Genomic DNA, 19,785 nt, shown 5'->3' on the forward strand with positions numbered 1-19,785 from the left:
TGTCCCGCGACGCTGGGCGGGCAAGGGCCCTGCAGCCAGGCCGCAGATAGCCGGCCTGCAGTAGGCTGACGCGAAGTCGTTTTGTTAGCCGCTCTTAGCCCGGCGGGCGCAGCCACGTGCAAGCGCGCCGCAGCAAGATGCCTGGAGGCAGCCACCTCGCATTGCCTGCGCGATCCCACGCAGCGCGTGGGTGCAGGATCTCCGCATCCACGACGCATCATGCGTTCATCGTCGAAGGCGGGCGCTGGTTGCAGTGGCGATGCGGCAGAAGCGCAGGGACGTTGCGCGCCTGGCGCGCACGTCGCTCGCTTACGATGCGGTGCGCGGACGCAGCTTCTGCACGCGATAGAACGTGTGGTCGCCGATGGTGGCCACTTGGTAGGCATTGCGCCAGCTCGGACTTGCGATTGCGCTTGCGGCGAAGTGACTCGCGCCGGGCACGATTTCCTTGCGTTGACCCACCGGCAGCGCCCAGTTGCGCTCTGCGGCCAGTGCCACATCCAACGCCTTGTTCCAGGCCTGGTCGTTCTTCAATTGGGTCCCCGGCGATACGATGGTCGGGGCAAACTGCTTGCGTGCGGTAACGACCTGACACATCGAGTCGCCCCACAAACCACTGTCGAGTCGACGCAATGCAACTTCCGCAACCGCCTGTTGGCCACGCAAGGTCTGGTCGCGTGCTTCCAGGTACACGGTGGTACTCAAGCACAGCGAATCTGCAGCCGGCTGCGGCAATAATTGCGACAGCCAAAGTATCCAAGCCAATTTCATAAAACTCCTTGCTCCGTATGGGCCGATCCGCAGAGCATCCAACGTGGATGTACCAGTGCAGAGGGCTTGGCGTCATGGGGAGGCGACCTGTCACGGGTCGCCCGGGCTCCGGCGAAAGAAAGCTCTAACCGGGGGCGCCCACCGGATGAGGTGGGTCAAAAAGTTGGCGCAAGGTAGGCGGCCATCACATAATCCCGGCTGAATAGGTGCGGTTTCGCCTGGGATTGCTAGTGGTGTCTGGTATTTCGTCGGGTGACGACGATGTAAATATCGTCTCGAATGCGTCGCATGCCCTTGGCGACTGCAGTAACGCACTCCAGTGTCGAGAAATCGCGGGCAATGCCTAGCGTAGGCGTGATGTCCGCGTCGATGTCAGGTGTAGTGCTAGCGCATGCAACGCCAATTCGTATTACACGCCGTCGTCACTGGTCGCTATGCGTTGAAAGCAGCGGTAGCGCAGATGTTCGGCGGTGTCTTTCCTGCACTGCTCACCACCTCGTGTGATACACACGGCGCCCCAGGCTAGTTATTGTGCGGCCTACACCACGGCGTATCGCGCTCTAGCAGTGATGTGCGACGCTTGCTCGGCGTGCATTGATGTGGCATCCGGTTGAGTGCAAGGCATTGGTGTCGCCATTCGAGCTGCATAACGGCGCTGGTTGGCCATTGCGCATCAGTGGATCGGATATTCGCTGCAGCGTGGATCGTGGTGACTGTTGGCGCCATCGAAGATGCGACGTTGTAGGTGCCGTCACTCATCCGCATCGTAAAATTTCAACGCGATCGTTGGAATGTCCGCAATGTTCGACGGTTGCCATCGAGCATTCGCTGCGAAGTGCGTCAGCACGTTTTTCAGCTGTTTGAGTTTGTACGTGTGTGGATCAAAGGTGCGGATGGAGTGCACGTCTTGGGTCGATGCGATGGAAGCTTTCGCGTTCAATGAAGTTGCAGCGTTCCCCTGAGAGCATTGATGCGTGTCCGCGCAATCAGGGTTGAGCTCGTGCGTAATCTCTACGTATCTGGCCATGTCGGCAATGCGGTCATGCGCATTACAAGCCTGGATCGACTATCTGCGCCCTGCTTAATCAAATCTGCTGCAGCGCGCAGGTAAAAACGCAGGGCATGCCGTCGTGGAGCGCAACCTGTGCCATGACCCGGATGCGACTCTGCATGGTGTGGTCAGACCCATTAGCGGGCACTGCTCGCTCCAGACCAGCGCGTGTCCAGCAAGGCATCGAGATGCCGCGCTGCTGTGCCGGCCTGCTTGTCACCGTACGGTTGCCGGCGCCTCGCGCGCGCATGCGCGCTCGGTGAGCGCTGGCGGGTGCCGCCATCAGGGCGTCGCAGCGGCGCGTTACAACCTCGCCGCCAACCGACACGCCTGATCGATCGCGCGCTTGGCATCCAGTTCGGCGGCGACGTCCGCACCACCGATCAGATGCGGCTGCTGGCCAGTGGCCTGAAGCGCGGCAAGCAGCTCGCGGCGTGGTTCCTGCCCGGCGCAGATCACCACCGTGCCGACATCGAGCAACTGTTCGGTGCCCTCCACGCGGATGCGCAGGCCAGCATCGTCCACGCCCAGATATTCCACGCCGCCGAGCATCTTGACGCCCTTGGCCTTGAGCGTGGCGCGATGGATCCAGCCAGTGGTCTTGCCTAGACGCGCGCCGGGTTTCCCGGGGCTGCGCTGCAGCAGCCAGACCTGGCGGGCTGGGTGCTCGGGCTGCGGTTTGGTCAGCGCGCCGCGGGTTTCGAAGCTGGGGTCCACGCCCCATTCGGCCATCCAGCGTGCAGGGTCCAGCGATGGCGACTCGCCGGTGTGCACCAGAAATTCGCCGACATCGAAGCCGATCCCGCCGGCGCCGATGATCGCCACCTTGTCTGCGGCCACATGGCGGCCCAGTACCACGTCGAGGTAGCTGACGACCATTGGGTGATCGGCGCCCGGGAAGTTGACCTTGCGCGGCTCGATACCGGTGGCCAGCACGATCTCGTCGAAATCGTTCAGATCCGCCGCCTGCACGCGTGTGTTCAAGCGCAACTGCACGCCGGTGGCCTCGATACGGTGACCGTAATAGCGCAAGGTCTCGTTGAATTCTTCCTTGCCCGGGATGCGCTTGGCGACATTGAATTGCCCGCCGATCGCATCGCTTGCATCGAACAAGGTGACCCGGTGGCCGCGCTCGGCCGCCACCGTCGCGCAGGCCAGGCCGGCGGGGCCGGCACCGACCACCGCAATGCGCTTGGGATTGGTGGTCGGTGCATAGATCAGTTCGGTTTCGTGCGCTGCGCGTGGATTGACCAGGCAACTGGCCAGCTTGTTGTCGAACACGTGATCCAGGCAGGCCTGGTTGCAGGCGATGCACGTATTGATGGCCTGCGACTGGCCGGCGCGGGCCTTGTTGGTCCACTGCGGGTCGGCCAGCAACGGGCGCGCCAGCGACACCATGTCGGCCGCACCATCGGCCAGGATGCGCTCGGCCACGTCCGGCATGTTGATGCGGTTGGTCGCAACCACCGGGATGCGCAGGTGCGGCTTGAGTTTGGCGGTGACGCCGGCAAACGCCGCGCGCGGCACCGAGGTGGCGATGGTCGGGATGCGCGCCTCGTGCCAGCCGATGCCGGAATTGATGATGGTCGCCCCGGCCGCTTCGATCGCCTGCGCCTGCGCCAGGATCTCCTGCCACTGGTTGCCGCCTTCGACCAGGTCCACCAGCGACAGCCGGTAGATGATGATGAAGTCCGGTCCGCAGGCTTCACGGATCCGCTGCACGATCTCCACCGCAAAGCGCATGCGCTTTGCGGCATCGCCGCCCCAGGCATCGTTGCGCCGGTTGGTGCGTGCGGCGGTGAATTCGTTGATCAGATAGCCTTCCGACCCCATCACTTCCACGCCGTCGTAGCCGGCCTCGCGCGCCAGCCGTGCGGCGCGTGCATAGGCGGCGATCTGCCGATCGACGCCACGTGTGGACAACGCACGCGGGGTGAACGGGTTGATCGGTGCCTTGATCCTGGAAGGCGCCACCGACAGCGGGTGATAGGCATAGCGCCCGGCATGCAGCAATTGCATGCAGATCTTGGCGCCGTGCGCGTGCACTGCCTGCGTGACCTGGCGATGCGGGCGCACTTCCCACGGCCACGACAACTTGCCGCCGAAGGGCTTGAGCCAGCCCACCACGTTCGGGGAAAAACCACCGGTGACGATCAGGCCGACACCGCCGGCCGCGCGCTCGGCGAAATACGCGGCCAGTTTGGGGAAGTCGCGCGCCCGGTCTTCCAGACCGGTATGCATCGACCCCATCAGGACGCGATTGCGCAATTGCGTGAAACCGAGATCCAGTGGGGCGAACAGGTGCGGGTAGGGCGGGACGGGCGTGCCGGTGGCGGGCGACATAGCATGGATACGCTGGCGTACGGAGTGCGCACGATGCAGGCAAACGCGCTCGTCGGCAAGTCTTGACACATGCTGCCGGTGTCGGCGGCACCGGCAGGCGAGGTCGGGCACTGTTTCGCAGGCCTGGTAGGTCCTATCCCACGCCACTGCGTTGAAGGAGCCAGCCAGCGCGGTTGGCTTACCAGCCAGCCAGGACCAGTTTGCCGATCGTGCCGCCGCTTTCCAGTCGCCGATGCGCCTCGCGCAGTTGCTGCGCATTGATCGGCGACAGCGTCTCGGTGTGTGTGGTGCGCAGTTCGCCGGCATCGATCAGGCTGGCGGCGCGGTTGAGGATGCGGTGCTGTTCGATCATGTCGTCGGTCGCATAGCGAGACCGCGTGAACATCAGCTCCCAATGGATGCCGATGCACTTGGACTTGTACGGGTCGCCAATCGGCAGCGGGCCACGCGGTTCCACGATCAGGCCCACGTGCCCTTGCGGTGCCAGGATCTCGCCCAGCTGCTGCCAATAGCGATCGGTGTCGGCCAGGTTGAGCGCCGCATCCACCGTCTGCATGCCCAGCGCCTGCAGCTGCGGGTGCAGCGGCTGGTGATGGTCGATGACATGCTGTGCGCCCATCTGCCGCACCCACTCGACGGTTTCCGGCCGCGAGGCAGTCGCGATCACGGTGAAACCAGCATGCCGCGCCAGCTGGATCGCAATCGACCCCACGCCGCCGGCACCGCCGATGATCAACAGGTGCCTGCCGCGATTGCGGTCGCCGTCGAACGCAAACGGCATGCGCTGGAACAACAGCTCCCATGCCGTCAGCGTGGTCAAGGGCAGGGCTGCGGCCTGGGCGAAGCTCAGCGAAGTCGGCTTGCAGCCGGCGATGCGCGCGTCCACCAACTGATACTGCGCGTTGCTGCCCGGTCGTCCGATGTCGCCGGCGTAATAGACCTCGTCGCCGACCACGAACGCGGTGACGTCCGGGCCGATGGCTTCGACCACGCCGGCCGCGTCGTAGCCCAGGATCTTGGGCGCGTCCAGCGTCTGCGGCTTGGGCGCGCGGACCTTCGTGTCCACTGGATTCACCGAAATCGCTTCGACGCGTACCAATAAGTCATACCCCGATGGCGCTGCCGGCGCCGGGAGCTCCATGTCGCACAGGGCGTCCGGATCGTCGATGGGAAGGTGGCGGGTGATGGCGACGGCTTTCATCTGAGCGCTCCGGGTGGGGGAGTTCAGGGTGCGTTGTGGCGCCGTCACCCGCAACCACTGGCAGTGCAATTCAGCTCGGACAGGCTCCTGCGTTCACCAATGTGGTCGCCACGCAACACAACCGCCGCCCGTTGCCGACGATCCGGAACCGTATTCACCTGGGTCAATTGGGCTGCCGTTCATCCGTGCTGATACCGCGATGCAAACGATGAGCGCTTTCCTTCATAAAACTGTATACGTAGGATTGTGTGGGCTTGGCGGATCTGGTGATTGCTTTCACATGTTATATGACCGTTAACGCGATCTTCACTGAAGCGGGCTTAATCTGCGCCCCGATGGCTCTGGATGTGATGAGCATCTTTACCAAGAACACCGCCTCTATCGGTTTTTATCTCCCAAAGAAGGAGCTGTATAAATGAACAAGAAAATTCTCACTGCCGCGTTGCTCGGCGGTCTGGCAGTTGCCCAGGCTGCTTCCGCGCAGGAGTTCGATGACCGTTGGTACCTGACCGGTAGCGCTGGCTTCAACTTCCAGGACAGCGATCGTCTGACCAATGATGCTCCGTTCGTCACCTTGGGTCTGGGCAAGTTCGTCAGCCCGAACTGGTCGATCGACGGCGAGCTGAACTATCAGAACCCGAACTTCGATGCCAACCAGGACCAGAACTGGAGCCAGTACGGCATCTCGTTCGACCTGCGTCGCCACTTCATCCAGGAAGGCCGCGGCTGGAACCCCTACCTGCTGTTCGGTCTGGGCTATCAGCGTTCGGAAGAAGAGTTCGACGCCACCCCGAACCCGGTTTCGCCGGGCCAGCAGAAAGACGGCAACTTTGCCGCCAAGGCTGGTGTCGGTCTGCAGACCACCTTCGACAAGCGCGTCGCCGTGCGTGCCGAGTTGGCCTACCGCGCTGACTTCAACGACCAGAGCGTTGCTGCTCCGCAGGAAGACTGGTTCGGCGACGTGCTGGCTTCGGTCGGCGTCGTGATCCCGTTGGGACCGGCTCCGTCGACCGCTCCGCCGCCGGCTCCGGCTCCGGTTGCCCCGAGCTGCGCAGACCTGGATGACGACGGTGACGGCGTCAACAACTGCGACGACAAGTGCCCGGCTTCGCAGCCTGGCCAGACCATCGGCCCGGACGGCTGCCCGGTTCCTGTCTCGATCGACCTGAAGGGCGTGAACTTCGACTTCAACAAGTCGACCCTGCGTCCGGACGCTGTGTCGATCCTGAGCGAAGCGACCGAGATCCTGAAGCGTTACCCCGACCTGAAGGTCGAGGTTGCCGGTCACACCGACTCGAAGGGTACCGACGCGTACAACCAGAAGCTGTCCGAGCGTCGTGCGACCACCGTGTACGACTACCTGACCAAGAACGGCGTTGACGCGTCGCGCCTGGTCGGCCCGATCGGCTACGGCGAGAGCCGTCCGATTGCTCCGAACGCCAACCCGGATGGTTCCGACAATCCGGAAGGCCGTGCGAAGAACCGTCGTACCGAGCTGAACGTCCAGAACTAATTGGGCCGCTAGCTTGCTTCATACAAAACCCGGCCTTGTGCCGGGTTTTGTCTTTGTAGGGCCAGGGCAAGCGGGCTGATCAGCCGTCAATGCTGTCTGTGTTGCCATCCGGACACGGTTCCGGTTGAAACAGCGTTCATCGCTGCCTACACTCGCCGCGTCAACACCATCCTCATACTGGAAGAACCCGATGCTGCGTACCGCCACGGCAGGATTGCTCTGTCTCGTCTTGATTCCCGCCGCCTACGCCGCTCCGAACTGTGCCGGCAGCACGGTGTCCCAGCCGCTGCCGTTGCCCGCCACCGCCATCGCACCGGCGGCTGCCGAGTTCTATACCCGCAGCGTGCAATTGGGCATGCCCACCGGCGTGCTCGCCCAGCCTTACACCAGCGAGCAATCGGTGGACCGCGTGCTGCTGCGTCTGCGCGTTGAAGGTTGCCAGGACCTGGCCAAGGTCATTCCGCCCGGTGGCACCGTCAATCCGAACGATCCGGCCGCCTACAAGGCCACCACCGCGTTCGACAACACGCCGTGGCGCTTTGACATGAGCCAGAACGGCAAGCGCATGACCGCCGAAGAATTTGATGCCTGGATGAAGGCGCGCGGCGTGCGTGTGGTCAAGGCACGTCCGGTGCCTGCCGCTGCCGCACCGGCGCCGGCTGCAACGGCAACGCCGCCGGCCGACGCCAAGTCGGTCGAAAAAAAGTAAGCGGCCAGGTCGGGACGGGATGACCCGGCGACCTGCGCCGGCAACGTCCCGGCAGCGCAGTCGTGGTCCGGCATCGGCAGGCGCGTCCCGCGCGTCCGCCGCAGGACCGGCTGCAACCGCCGCGCCACGGCATGGCCTGGCGCGGGTGTTGTCCAAGCTCGGCGTGTGTTCGCGCACCGAAGCGGCGCGCTGGATCGCCGATGGGCGGGTCAGCGTGGCGGCGCGGGTGGTGCGCGACCCCGAATTTCCGATCCGTGCCGATCAACACGAAGCGATCGCAGTCGATGGTCAGCCATTGGCCGGGCCTGCGCGGGTCTATTTGATGCTCAACAAGCCACGTGGCGTGGTCACCACGGTGCGCGACGAGCAGGGCAGGGACACGGTGTATCGCTGCTTCGACGGCGCCGGCCTGCCGTGGATCGCGCCGATCGGGCGGCTGGACAAGGCCAGCGAGGGGCTGCTGCTTTTCAGTAACGATCCGCAATGGGCAGCGGCGGTGACCGACCCCGCGACCGGGCCGGACAAGACCTATCACGTGCAGATCGATTGCCGCCCGAGCGCTGCGCAGCTGGCACAGTTGCAGGCCGGTGTGATCGATCCCGACCCGGATGGCACCACCGGTGCGCTGTTGCGCGCCAAGCGGGTGAGCGTGCTGCGCGAGGGCGAGCGCAATGCGTGGCTGGAGATCGTGCTGGACGAGGGGCGCAATCGGCAGATCCGTCGCCTGCTGGCGGGGTTGGACATCGGTGTGCTGCGCCTGGTGCGGGTGGCGATCGGTGCGCTGGCGATGGGCGAGTTGGGCAAGGGAGCGTGGCGGATGCTAGGCCCGGCCGAAGTCAAGGCGCTGACTGCGGCTCCCGCCACCGTGCCAGACGCGCGCTGAGCAGGGCGCTCACGACCTCAACGGCACGCGTGTTGCCGGCACCGTTGGCATCGTGGTGGCGGCCTTTGGTGTGATTGCAGCTGGCACAGGCCAGGGCGAGGTTGCGCGCCGCATTCGGGTCGTCGCCGACCAGCGCACACAGCGCGGTCGCAGCGCGGCGGCCGAACCAAGCCTGCGGCACCACGTGTTCCAGCGTGGTGTGCCCGAGTGGTTCGCCATCGGCGCGCACCTGCAGACGCCGACGGCAATGCAGGCAACGGGTTTCCCAGTGGCCGCCGACCAAGTGCGCTTGGGCATCGGTGTGCGCCGCCAGCAACAGCCGTTGGCGCAGCACCGTGCGCATGCTCAGGCGTCAATGACCTTGAGCTCGCGGCCGATCTTGATGAAGGCGTCGATGGCCTGATCCAGATGTTCGCGCGTGTGCGCGGCGCTGATCTGGGTGCGAATGCGCGCCTGGCCCTTGGGCACCACCGGGAAGAAGAAGCCGATGGCGTAGATACCTTCTTCCAGCAAGCGCTCGGCGAACTTCTGCGCCAGCGGCGCGTCGTAGAGCATCACCGGGCTGATCGGATGCACGCCGGGCTTGAGGTCGAAGCCGGCGGCGGTCATGCGCTCGCGGAAATAGTGGGTGTTTTCGACCAATTGCGTGCGCAGCTCGCCGGCCGCTTCCAGCATCTCGAACGCTTTGATGCCTGCAGCCACCACGTGCGGCGGCAGCGAGTTGGAAAACAGGTACGGGCGCGAGCGCTGCCGCAGCAGTTCGATGATCTCGCGCCTGGCGGTGGTGAAGCCGCCCAGTGCGCCGCCCATTGCCTTGCCCAGGGTGCCGGTGATGATGTCGATCTGGTCCAGCACGCCCTTGACCTCGGCCGAGCCGCGGCCGGTGGCGCCCAGAAAGCCGGTGGCATGGCATTCGTCGATATGCACCAGCGCGTTGTACTTGCGCGCCAGCGCGGTGATCTCGTCCAGCGGCGCGATGAAGCCGTCCATCGAGAACACGCCGTCGCTGGTGATCAGCTTGGTCTTGCACCCGGCGGCATCGGCGGCCTGCAACTGCGCCTCCAGGTCGGCCATGTCGCAGTTGGCGTAGCGGAAGCGCTTGGCCTTGCACAGGCGCACGCCGTCGATGATCGATGCGTGGTTGAGCGCATCGGAAATGATCGCGTCGTGCTCGCCCAGCAGCGGTTCGAACAGACCGCCGTTGGCATCGAAGCAGGCAGCGTAGAGGATGGTGTCTTCGGTGCCGAAAAATTCGGCAATGGTGCGCTCGAGTTGCTTGTGCAAATCCTGGGTGCCGCAGATGAAGCGCACCGAGGCCATGCCGAAACCATGCGTGTCCAGCGCGTCCTTGGCGGCCTGGATGATGTCCGGATGGTCGGCCAGGCCCAGGTAGTTGTTGGCACAGAAGTTGAGCACGCTGCGGCCGTCGGCCAAGGTGATCCGGGCCGACTGCGGGCCGGTGATGATGCGCTCGGACTTGAACAGGCCCTGGGCCTGGATGGTCTCCAGTTCGGCGGCGTAGTGGGCAGTCAGCGCGGCAGGTGCGTTGGTCATGGCGATCGCAGTGGCAAGGAGAGGCACAATGTTAACGATCACGGTGACATACCACTACGTCATGCAAAATGAGCATAAGCCTTGGCCCTGATGTCATTTCACCGCCTGCGTGCCGCTGCGCAGCATGGCATGCTTGCTGTTCGGCTGGGCCCCCCACCAGCTGCGCCCCACCGGCCTGGAGATTGCTGTGACCCACCCCCGTTTCTGTCTTGTGTCGCTCTTGTTGTCTGCAATGCTGGCGCTCGCCGGCCCGGCTGGTGCACGCGACATCGGCCTGCTCAACGTGAGTTACGACCCTACCCGCGAGTTCTACCGCGACTACAACGCCGCCTTCGCTGCGCACTGGAAACAGCAGCATCCGCAGGACACCGTCACGGTGGAAACCTCGCATGGCGGTTCCGGCAAGCAGGCGCGCGCGGTGATCGACGGCATCGAAGCCGATGTGGTCACCCTGGCGCTGGCCTACGACGTGGATGCGATCGCGCAGAAGGCCAAACTGATCGACAGCGGTTGGGAAAAGCGCCTGCCCGACAACAGCGCGCCGTACACCTCGACCATTGTGTTTCTGGTGCGCAAGGGCAACCCGAAGAACATCCACGACTGGCCTGACCTGCTGCGCTCGGGCGTGGCAGTGGTGACGCCCAACCCCAAGACCTCCGGTGGCGCGCGCTGGAACTACCTGGCTGCGTGGGCGTATGCCGACCATATCTTCAAGGGCGACCACGAGCGCATCGTGCGCTATATGCAGGCCCTGTTCCGCAACGTACCGGTGCTGGATACCGGCGCGCGCGGCGCCACCACCACCTTCGTGCAGCGGGGGATTGGCGATGTGTTGCTGGCCTGGGAAAACGAAGCGCTGCTGGCGCGCGAAGAGCTGGGCAAGGACAAGTTCGAAATCGTGGTGCCGAAATTGTCGATCCTGGCCGAGCCGTCGGTGGCGCTGGTCGACAAGAACGTCGACAAGCGCGGCACGCGCGCGGTGGCTGAAGACTACCTGCGCTACCTGTATGCACCGGAAGGCCAGAAGCTGGCAGCCAAGCATTTCTATCGCCCGCGTCACCCGGAATTTGCCGACCCCGCCGATCTGGCGCGTTTTCCGCAGATCAAGCTGGTGACCATCGAACAGGCGTTCGGATCGTGGGACAAGGCGCAGCAGGAACACTTCGCCGACGGCGGCATGTTCGATCAGATCCAGGCAAAAAAGTAGGCAATGCGGATGTCGGTTGCACCTCATCCCGCGCGGCCAGTGCGCCGACGCGTGATGCCAGGGCTGGGCTTGAGTCTTGGCATTACCCTGGCCTGGCTCGGATTGATCGTGCTGATCCCGTTGCTGGGCGTCTTCGTCAAGACCAGCGGCCTGGGTTGGGACGGATTGTGGCGGGTCTGGAGCGAGCCGCGGGTGCTGTCGGCGCTGCGGGTGAGCTTTGGCACCGCGTTCGTGGCCGGTGCGTTCAATGCAGTGATGGGCACCTGGGTGGCCTGGGTGTTCGTGCGCTACAGCTTTCCCGGCAAGCGATTGTTCGATGCGGTGATCGACCTGCCGTTCGCGTTGCCGACTGCGGTGGCCGGCATCGCATTGACCGCGTTGTACGGTGGCAATGGCTGGATCGGCCGCTGGCTGGAGGCGATCGGCATCAAGGTGGCCTACACCCAATTGGGTATCGTGCTGGCGCTGGTGTTCGTGGGTCTGCCGTTCGTGGTGCGGGTGGTGCAGCCGGTGTTGGCCGAGAGCGAACGCGAGCTGGAAGAGGCGGCCGCCACGCTGGGTGCATCGCGTTGGCAGTCGGTCACGCGGGTGGTATTGCCGGCGCTCTGGCCTGCGGTGCTGACCGGGTTCGCGCTGGCGTTTGCGCGCGGCGTGGGTGAGTACGGCTCGGTGATCTTCATCGCCGGCAACCTGCCCAATGCCACCGAGATCGCGCCGCTGCTGATCACCATCCGGCTGGAAGAATTCGACTATGCCGGCGCCACTGCAATTGCCGCGGCCATGCTGCTGCTGTCGTTCGTGATCCTGCTGGTGGTCAACACATTGCAGGCGCGCCTGCTGCGCTATCAACGGAAACCCGCATGAACGATGCCGGTTCGTCATCGCCTTCGGTGCTGCCCTCGCGCGTCGTGTCAGATCGGGCCCGCCGCATCACCGAGTCGGCCACCAACGAGCCGCGTTGGGTGCAATGGTTGATGATCCTGGGCGCCCTGGTATTCCTGCTGGCGTTCCTGCTGTTGCCGCTGGTGCTGGTGTTTGCCGAAGCGCTGCGCGGCGGTTGGGACACCTTCCTGCGCGCGATCGTCGACCCGGATGCGTTGTCGGCGATCAAGCTGACCCTGATCGTGACCGCCATCGTGCTGCCGTTGAATCTGGTGTTCGGCGTGGCGGCGGCGTGGGCGGTGAGCAAACATCGGTTTCCCGGCAAGCGGTTGCTGGTCAGTCTGATCGACCTGCCGTTCTCGGTGTCGCCGGTGGTGGCGGGTTTGATCTTCGTGCTGATCTTCGGTCGCGGCGGTTGGGCGTGGCCGTTGATCGACGACGGTTGGCGCGTGCAGTTGCCGTTTTTTGGCGACATGCTGATCCAGCTGCCGCGCATCGTGTTTGCGTTGCCCGGCATCGTGCTGGCGACGACCTTCGTCACTTTCCCGTTCATCGCGCGCGAGCTGATGCCGCTGATGGAGCAGCAAGGCAGCGACGAGGAACTGGCCGCATTGAGTCTGGGTGCGAGCGGGTGGCAGATGTTCTGGCGGGTGACCCTGCCCAATATCCGTTGGGGGCTGATGTACGGCGTGTTGCTGTGCGCGGCCCGCGCGATGGGCGAGTTCGGTGCGGTGTCGGTGGTGTCCGGGCATATCCGTGGGCGCACCAATACGCTGCCGCTGCATGTGGAAATTCTCTACAACGAATACGCCTACAGCGCCGCATTCGCGTGCGCGTCGCTGCTGGCATTGACCGCGCTGCTGACGCTGGCGCTGAAGACGTATCTGGAATGGCGGCACGGCGATTCGCTCGCCGCCAACCACCGACACTGAGGTGAACATGGGCATCCGCATCCACCGCCTGCGCAAGCAGTTCGAGACGTTCACCGCGCTGGACGACATCACCCTGGACGTGCGCCAGGGCGAGTTGCTGGCGTTGCTGGGGCCGTCCGGCTCGGGCAAGACCACCCTGCTGCGGATCATGGCCGGTCTGGAGCACGCCGATGGCGGGCAGGTGCTGTTCGGCGACGAAGATGCCACCCGCATGAGCGTGCAATCGCGCCGGGTCGGCTTCGTGTTTCAGCACTACGCGCTGTTCAAGCATATGGACGTGTTCGAGAACATCGCCTTCGGCTTGCGGGTGCGGCGTGGCAAGCAGCGCTGGGCCGAAGCGCGTATTCGCGCGCGGGTGGAAGAATTGCTGTCGCTGGTGCAGTTGCAGGGCCTGGAACAGCGCTATCCGACCCAGTTGTCCGGTGGCCAACGGCAACGTGTGGCGCTGGCGCGTGCGCTGGCGATCGAGCCGCGCGTGCTGCTGCTGGACGAACCCTTCGGCGCGCTGGACGCGCAGGTGCGCCGTGACCTGCGCCGCTGGTTGCGCGAGTTGCACGAACGCACTGGTCTGACCACGGTGTTCGTGACCCACGATCAGGAAGAGGCGCTGGAACTGGCCGACCGCGTGGCGATCCTCAATCGTGGGCGCATCGAGCAGCTCGATACGCCGGCAATGATCTACGACAAGCCGGCCTCGCCCTTCGTGTATTCGTTCGTGGGTGCGGTAAACCGTCTTCCCGGCGTGCTGGCGCAGGGGCAGATCCAGGTCGCCGGGCATGCGTTGCCAGCGTCGGACTCCGCGCTGGCGGCCGGCCCGGTCGAGGTCTATGTGCGACCGGAAGATCTGGTGCCGGACGATGCCGGCTGGCCGGCCACGGTGGCATGGTCGCAGCGCAGCGGTGCGCGCCTGCGCCTGCGCGCAACCTTGGAGCCTGCAGGCAACGAAGTGGAAGTGGAGCTGCCGGCCTCGGCGGGCAGCTTTCAGCCAGGGCAGCAATTGCGCCTGGCCGCGCGGCAGTACGGGGTGTTTCCGGCGTGATGCAGCGCCGGCTGCGTCTGGTCTTGCGCGCGGGGTGAGGAAACAGGAACAGCGAATCGCACTGCATGCGCCGTGCGCCTTGGCTGTCACCAGTCCCTAATCCCCCGCCAATTCCGGGGGGGATGCATCAAGATGCTGTGTTATCGGTCGATGAGATAGCACCCAGATCAACGCCATCGGCGCTCCAGGTTGTGCGCTGGGTCAAGCGAACCCGACTTTTATGTTGCACTGCAATGACGGTTGGACTAATAACGTCAGTGCGGTACTGCATCGCATATCCAATCGTCCCTTGTTTCAGGAGATGTCCATGAAGCCGTCCTCGCTCGCGTGTTGCCTGTCGTTGCTGATGCTCAGTGTGGTGCCGTTGGCACAGGCGCAGGATGAAGACGTGCCCGCGTCGCCGTTCAGTGGCACCTTCGCGGTCACCAGCGACTATCTGTTTCGCGGCATCTCGCAGACCAATGAAGCGCCTGCCTTCCAGGCCGGGCTGACCTATAAGACGCCGTTGGGCCTGTATTTCGGCACCTGGACCTCCAATGTGGACTACGGCGCCGGCGACCCGGATTGGGAAGTGGACGGCTTTGTCGGCTACAACACCGACCTGGGCAGCAACTGGAATGTCGATGTGCTGCTCAATCGCTACCAATACCTGGGAGCGGGCGCCTCCAATTACGCAGAACTGATCACCAAGACCACGTTTCTGAAGACCTATAGCGTCACCATCGCCTACACCAACGACTTGTACGGCTCCGATACCGACGGCTACTACTACGCAGTGGATGCCAACTGGTCGTTGCCGTACGACTTCACGTTCGGCGCGCATGCGGGGCACAGCATCTACACCTCGTCGCTCAGCCAGGTGGATCACGACTACAACGATTTCGGCGTGAACGTTGGCAAGGCGTTCGGCCCGCTGGGCTTGAGCGTGGGCTATTACGACACCAGCAAGGCGGCCGAATTCGGTTTCGGGCGGCAGAATTCGCAGAACCATCTGGTGGCCACTGCCACGGTCACTTGGCCGTGAGTGCAGCGCCTGAGCAGTGGTTCTGACGCCCTGGTTGTGTAGTGGTGGGGCGGGAAGAATCGATGCTCGGATTGTTCGCCTTATATCTGGACGACGTTAGGGCTCTAAATCTCGATTGGTTTGTCTTTGAATGATTGCATCGTGCGGATGGATCGCTTGTCGAGCGGTTGATCTGCTGCTTGGCTGCAGGGCCCTTGCCCGCCCACCATCGCAGGACACGCCGCAAGTACGTCCTTTTAGGCTCTTATGCGGCATCCATGCCGCATAAGGTCCCGCGACGGTGGGCGGACAAGGGCCATCGGAGATGGTCGGTGGGCATGGTGCAAGCAGTGCGCGATGCGGGCTGTTCGACCATGATGCACAGGCTCAACATCCACTATAGGTCGAGCCAGAAGCGCTTTCTTACGCGGTCACCAAACCTATCTGATGTCCTCGCCGCTTGCGGGAACGTTGGCGGCATGGATACCGCCATCTAGCCTGCAAGGACGTACTTGCGGCGTGTCCCGCGAGCGCTGAGGGCATCGCGCCCTCGACCCATTGAGAGCCTTTCTGCATCCTCGCAGACCATGCGTTTCCTGAAGTGCTCCGTCCGCACCAGGAGTGCTTGCCGCGTTTGTCGGCATTTCTGAAGATGGACATGCAAAAGGCGCCGAGCGGCGCCTTTTGCGTTGAAGCGTATGCGCCGATCAGTTCCAGCTCAACACGACCTTGCCGGCCTTGCCTTCTTCCATCAGGTCGAAGCCTTTCTGGAAATCGTCGATCGGCATCTGATGGGTCAGCACCTTGTGCAACGGAAAGCCTGACAACACCAGTTGCGTCATCTTGTACCAGGTCTCGTACATCTTGCGGCCGTAGATGCCCTGCACGGTGAGGCCCTTGAAGATGATCTTGTCCCAGTCGCAGCCGGCACCGCGCGGCATGATGCCGAGCATGGCGATCTTGCCGCCGTGATACATGCAATCGAGCATGTCGTTGAAGGCGCGCGGGTTGCCGCTCATTTCCAGGCCGACGTCGAAGCCTTCCATGTGCAGGTCGGCCATGACGTCCTTGAGCGAGGTCTTGGAGACGTTGACCACACGGGTTGCGCCCATGTCGGCGGCCAGCTTGAGGCGGAAATCGTTGACGTCGGTGACCACCACGTTGCGCGCACCGATGTGCTTGCAGATGCCGGCGGCAATGATGCCGATCGGGCCGGCGCCGGTGATCAGCACGTCTTCGCCGATCACATCGAATTCCAGCGCGCAATGCGCGGCGTTGCCGTATGGGTCGAAGAACGCGGCCAGCTCGGACGGGATCTGGTCGGGGATCGGCCACAGGTTGGATGCCGGCATCACCATGTACTCGGCGAATGCGCCGTTGACGTTGACGCCGATGCCGACCGTGTTGGGGCACAGGTGCGGGCGGCCACCGCGGCAGTTGCGGCAATGCCCGCAGACGATGTGGCCTTCGGCAGAGACGCGTTGACCGACCTGGTAGCCAGTCACCGCAGAACCGAGCTCGGCCACGCGGCCGACGAACTCATGGCCGATGGTCAGGCCGGGCTTGATGGTGCGCTGGCTCCACTCGTCCCACAGGTAGATGTGCAGGTCGGTACCGCAAATTGCGGTCTTTTCCAGCTTGATCAATACCTCGTTGGGGCCGGGCGCGGGCACGGGAACCTGTTCCAGCCAGATGCCTTTGTTCGCTTCGCGCTTGACCAGCGCCTTCATTGTCTGCGCCATCTGGCGGGCCTGCTGAGTGGAAAGTAAGGCGCCAATTATATGCGGGGCGAGGTGGCTGCCACGTGGCGGTGCAAGAACCATGGTCTGCGCTGGTGCTTGCAGTCCGGGTGGGGGCGACGGTGGCGCTGGGTTGCTTGGCAGACAGCATGCGTCTGTTGCCGGGCGGGTGCCCCCATCCGCCCTTCGGGCACCTTCCCCCGCAGGCGGGGGAAGGGCAGGGACGTCGAGAAACAGGCAAGCCAACAAGCTAGGGAAGCAACTACGCAAGGAGGCCACCACGTAAGGAGGCCACCACGCAAGGAGGCCACCACGCAGGGAAGGCAGAAAGGAAACGCAGGAAGGCAGGGAGACAGGAAGCAGGTAAAGCCGGGATGCGGATGCGCCGAGCAAGCATGAAGGCTGGGAAGGGAATCGGCGGACCGGCTTGAGGCGTCGGGGCACCGTCGGCATGCACCTTCTCCCGCACGCGGGAGAAGGTGGCGCGTAGCGCCGGATGAGGGCGCTTCAAGTGGTGCAGAGCTGCTTAAAACTTCACGTCCAGACTCATGAAGTACTGGCGCGGTGCGCCGACCACCATCGTCTGGTTGTAGCCATCCGGGTCGGAGGCGACATAACCGTTGGTGCCGGTGCTGGCGAAATAGCGCTTGTCGGTGAGGTTGGTGATGTTGAGGGCCAACGCCACATCGGCCACGCCGCCGACACGGCCGAAGTCGTAGCGCGCACCTGCATTGAACAGCCAGTACGAGGGTACCTGCGAATCGTTGAGGAAGCTGATGTAGCGCTTGTCGACGTATTTGCCGTCCAGATCCAGGCGCAGGTTGCCGATCTGGTAGCTGGCGCTGGAGGAGAACATCAACGCCGGGATGCCCACAACGTCCTTACCGGATGTCGCGACCACGCCGTTGTTGAGGTAATCGTCCTGATAGCGCGAGCGGTTCCACGACAGCGAGTTCAACCAGCTCAGACCTTCGGTCGGGCGCCACATCAGGGCCAGGTCGGCACCGGCGCTGTGGACGGCGCCGACGTTGCTCAGGATTGCCGCACAGGTCTGCACCGCGCTGCACGGCGAGGTGGTCAGCAGGCGGTTGGAGAACTTGGTGAAGTAGGCGTCGGCCGAGAGCTGGAATTGCGCGTCCTGCACGCGATAGCCCACCTGCACGGTCTGCGATTCTTCCGGCTCCAGCGTGGAGCGGCTACGGTCGAAGGCGGCCTGCGAGGTGCCGAACGGGGTGAAGCCGAACGCGGCGATGTTCTTGCTGTAGGACGCATAGAGGTCCTGGCGCTCGTCCAGCTTGTAGTTCACGCCGACCTGCGGCAGGAAGTTGTCTTCGGCGCGGATGCGGCCCTGCGCCAGCGAGTTGGTCGGCACCAGCGACTGTGCGCGTGTGGTGGTGCTGAGCGCCTTTGCGCCGTAGTTCAGCGTCAGGCGGTCGTCGAGCAGACGCACGGTGTCCTGCAGATACAGCATGCGGGTCTGGGTGGTGTAGCGCTGCAGGAAATCGCGACGGAACGGGGTCTGCGCTGCGTACACGTTGTACAACGAGGTGTACCCGTCGGCACCGAGTGCGAAATAGTTGCGCTCCTGCGTGGTACGTGCGTTTTCTCCCCAGACACCGGCTTCCAGATCATGGTTGCCCCACGACCATTTCAGCGCGCTGGTGCCGCCGAAACGATCCAGGCCGTAGTCGGTGGTGCGCATCGACACCGGCACCTGCGCAGACGTCGGCACATACGGCGTCACCCACTGACCTTCGCCACGATTGCCATGGTAATAGCCGGTGGCGTCGAGCGTTGCATCGCCGAACACGAACGTGCCCGACAAACCGGCCAGATTGTCGCGGCGCAGACCGCCGCCGGCGTAGTAGCTGGCATCGAGCCAGCTGTAATCGCTGGGCAGCCCGGCCAGCGATTGCGGATAGCCGTTGGCCACGCCACTGGTCGCGCCGGTGGTCTGGTAGGCGCGCGCCATCTGCACGGCGGTGGCCCAATCCGGCTGCAGATAGTCGTAGTCCCAGCCCAGCACGCGCTGGCTGGTCAACGACAGATCCATATAGTCGTATTCCTTGCGCCGCGAGGTATCCACGAACAGGCTCAGGCGATTGCCGTCGCCCCACTGGTACACGGTCTTGAGGTTGGCCTGCTCGGACTGCTGGTCGCCGAAGCCTTTCCACTTGTCGGTACTGGCGTTGGCATAGGACAGATACGCCGACAAGCCATTGCGATCGCCGGTGTCGCCACGCACGAAGGTGCGACGCGTCGCATCGCTGCCGACCGTCTGCACCAGCCGCAGGCCCGGCGTGGATTGCGGATCGGCCGAATAGAACTGCATCGTGCCGCCGAGGTTGGTGTTGGACGCAGTACCGAGCGCACCGGCGCCTTGCGCGATCTCCACCGAACCGAGGTTTTCCGAAATGATGGCGCGGGTGATATGCAGGCCGTTGGTGACGCCGTAGCTCATGTTGCCGAGCGGGATCCCGTCGAGCGTGTAACCCAGGCGGCTCTGATCGAAGCCGTGCAGGGTCACCTGTGCGGACCATTCGTAGGTGCCGAACGGGTCGGCCGATTGGAACTGCACGCCCGGCAGTTTTTCCACCGCCTTGAAGGCGCTGCTGCCCGGTGCCAGCTGCTCGATGTCCTGCCGGCTGATGCGCTGCACCTGCCGCGTGCTGCCTTGCGACACCACGTTGATCGCATCCAGCTGGGTGGCGTTGTTGGCGGCACCGGCCACGGCTGCGGATGTATCGGCTGCCGGTGTGTCTGCGACTGGGTCGGCAACCGGTGTGATGGCGTACGCAACGCCCGGAAGCAGCGCTGCCAGGGCGAGCGCCAGCGGTGTGACATGAAAGCGACGAGCGGAAGTCATGGGGGAGTCCTGTGCGGGCACGGCTGAGATCGGACGCACGGTGAAACACCGGCGTTTCGCGACGCAGGGTGTCAACGACGTATGAAACATTG

Annotated in this window: 17 protein-coding genes; 9 read left to right on the forward strand and 8 right to left on the reverse strand. The window is 64.0% G+C overall.

Going from position 1 to position 19,785, the window contains the following annotated elements; all coding sequences use genetic code 11:
* Positions 1–309: 309 nt before the first annotated feature.
* From GGR61_RS17650 to GGR61_RS17665, 4 genes are all read right to left on the reverse strand, one after another.
* Positions 310–771 (reverse strand): cell wall hydrolase, encoded by a 462-nt coding sequence (locus GGR61_RS17650; RefSeq protein ID WP_184406869.1) that lies wholly within the window; start codon positions 769–771, stop codon positions 310–312.
* 751 nt (positions 772–1,522) lie between these two features.
* Positions 1,523–1,798 carry a hypothetical protein gene (locus GGR61_RS17655; protein WP_184623011.1) on the reverse strand — a complete coding sequence of 92 codons (276 nt, stop codon included), beginning with the start codon at positions 1,796–1,798 and terminating at the stop codon, positions 1,523–1,525.
* A 327-nt stretch (positions 1,799–2,125) separates the two neighbouring features.
* Positions 2,126–4,165, reverse strand: coding sequence for an NADPH-dependent 2,4-dienoyl-CoA reductase (locus GGR61_RS17660; RefSeq protein WP_184623013.1), 2,040 nt, complete (start codon positions 4,163–4,165; stop codon positions 2,126–2,128).
* A gap of 178 nt (positions 4,166–4,343) precedes the next feature.
* Positions 4,344–5,366: a zinc-binding alcohol dehydrogenase family protein gene (locus GGR61_RS17665; protein WP_184406871.1), complete on the reverse strand. Its 1,023-nt coding sequence runs from the start codon at positions 5,364–5,366 to the stop codon at positions 4,344–4,346.
* Positions 5,367–5,620: 254 nt separating this feature from the next.
* On the opposite strand from GGR61_RS17665, the gene GGR61_RS17670 reads away from it, so the two are divergent.
* The 4 genes from GGR61_RS17670 to GGR61_RS17685 all read left to right on the forward strand — a co-directional run bounded on the left by GGR61_RS17670 (position 5,621) and on the right by GGR61_RS17685 (position 8,471).
* The gene (locus GGR61_RS17670) at positions 5,621–5,785 is read left to right on the forward strand and encodes a hypothetical protein (RefSeq protein WP_184406872.1); all 165 of its coding nucleotides are present in this window, start codon (positions 5,621–5,623) and stop codon (positions 5,783–5,785) included.
* Positions 5,782–6,879 (forward strand): OmpA family protein, encoded by a 1,098-nt coding sequence (locus tag GGR61_RS17675; RefSeq protein ID WP_104532906.1) that lies wholly within the window; start codon positions 5,782–5,784, stop codon positions 6,877–6,879. Before GGR61_RS17670 ends, GGR61_RS17675 begins: the two co-directional genes overlap by 4 nt.
* Positions 6,880–7,069: 190 nt before the next feature.
* Complete coding sequence (locus GGR61_RS17680; RefSeq protein WP_184406873.1) at positions 7,070–7,588, forward strand: hypothetical protein; 519 nt, start codon at positions 7,070–7,072, stop codon at positions 7,586–7,588.
* A gap of 19 nt (positions 7,589–7,607) precedes the next feature.
* Positions 7,608–8,471 (forward strand): pseudouridine synthase, encoded by an 864-nt coding sequence (locus tag GGR61_RS17685; RefSeq protein WP_184623015.1) that lies wholly within the window; start codon positions 7,608–7,610, stop codon positions 8,469–8,471.
* On the opposite strand, the gene GGR61_RS17690 is transcribed toward GGR61_RS17685, so the two are convergent.
* Both GGR61_RS17690 and kbl read right to left on the reverse strand, forming a co-directional pair.
* Positions 8,425–8,814 carry an HNH endonuclease gene (locus tag GGR61_RS17690; protein ID WP_184623017.1) on the reverse strand — a complete coding sequence of 130 codons (390 nt, stop codon included), beginning with the start codon at positions 8,812–8,814 and terminating at the stop codon, positions 8,425–8,427. The genes GGR61_RS17685 and GGR61_RS17690 overlap by 47 nt on opposite strands.
* 2 nt (positions 8,815–8,816) lie before the next feature.
* Positions 8,817–10,025: a glycine C-acetyltransferase gene (gene kbl / locus GGR61_RS17695; protein WP_184623018.1), complete on the reverse strand. Its 1,209-nt coding sequence runs from the start codon at positions 10,023–10,025 to the stop codon at positions 8,817–8,819.
* A 232-nt stretch (positions 10,026–10,257) separates the two neighbouring features.
* On the opposite strand from kbl, the gene GGR61_RS17700 reads away from it, so the two are divergent.
* From GGR61_RS17700 to GGR61_RS17720, 5 genes are all read left to right on the forward strand, one after another.
* Positions 10,258–11,232: a sulfate ABC transporter substrate-binding protein gene (locus GGR61_RS17700; protein ID WP_184407027.1), complete on the forward strand. Its 975-nt coding sequence runs from the start codon at positions 10,258–10,260 to the stop codon at positions 11,230–11,232.
* 3 nt (positions 11,233–11,235) lie between these two features.
* The gene (gene cysT / locus GGR61_RS17705; RefSeq protein ID WP_184623020.1) at positions 11,236–12,096 is read left to right on the forward strand and encodes a sulfate ABC transporter permease subunit CysT; all 861 of its coding nucleotides are present in this window, start codon (positions 11,236–11,238) and stop codon (positions 12,094–12,096) included.
* Positions 12,093–13,046, forward strand: a complete 954-nt coding sequence (gene cysW, locus GGR61_RS17710) for a sulfate ABC transporter permease subunit CysW (RefSeq protein WP_184623022.1) — start codon at positions 12,093–12,095, stop codon at positions 13,044–13,046. The genes cysT and cysW overlap by 4 nt, the downstream gene beginning before the upstream one ends.
* Before the next feature lie 7 nt (positions 13,047–13,053).
* Positions 13,054–14,085 (forward strand): sulfate/molybdate ABC transporter ATP-binding protein, encoded by a 1,032-nt coding sequence (locus GGR61_RS17715; RefSeq protein ID WP_184623024.1) that lies wholly within the window; start codon positions 13,054–13,056, stop codon positions 14,083–14,085.
* Positions 14,086–14,392: 307 nt separating this feature from the next.
* Positions 14,393–15,109: a TorF family putative porin gene (locus tag GGR61_RS17720; RefSeq protein WP_184406880.1), complete on the forward strand. Its 717-nt coding sequence runs from the start codon at positions 14,393–14,395 to the stop codon at positions 15,107–15,109.
* Between the two features lie 686 nt (positions 15,110–15,795).
* On the opposite strand, the gene tdh is transcribed toward GGR61_RS17720, so the two are convergent.
* Positions 15,796–16,830, reverse strand: a complete 1,035-nt coding sequence (gene tdh, locus GGR61_RS17725) for an L-threonine 3-dehydrogenase (RefSeq protein WP_184406881.1) — start codon at positions 16,828–16,830, stop codon at positions 15,796–15,798.
* A gap of 523 nt (positions 16,831–17,353) precedes the next feature.
* Positions 17,354–19,783: a TonB-dependent receptor gene (locus GGR61_RS17730; protein WP_184623025.1), complete on the reverse strand. Its 2,430-nt coding sequence runs from the start codon at positions 19,781–19,783 to the stop codon at positions 17,354–17,356.
* Between the last annotated feature and the right edge of the window lie 2 nt (positions 19,784–19,785).

This window comes from Xanthomonas sp. 3058 (assembly GCF_014199765.1).
Classification (GTDB): domain Bacteria; phylum Pseudomonadota; class Gammaproteobacteria; order Xanthomonadales; family Xanthomonadaceae; genus Xanthomonas; species Xanthomonas campestris_B.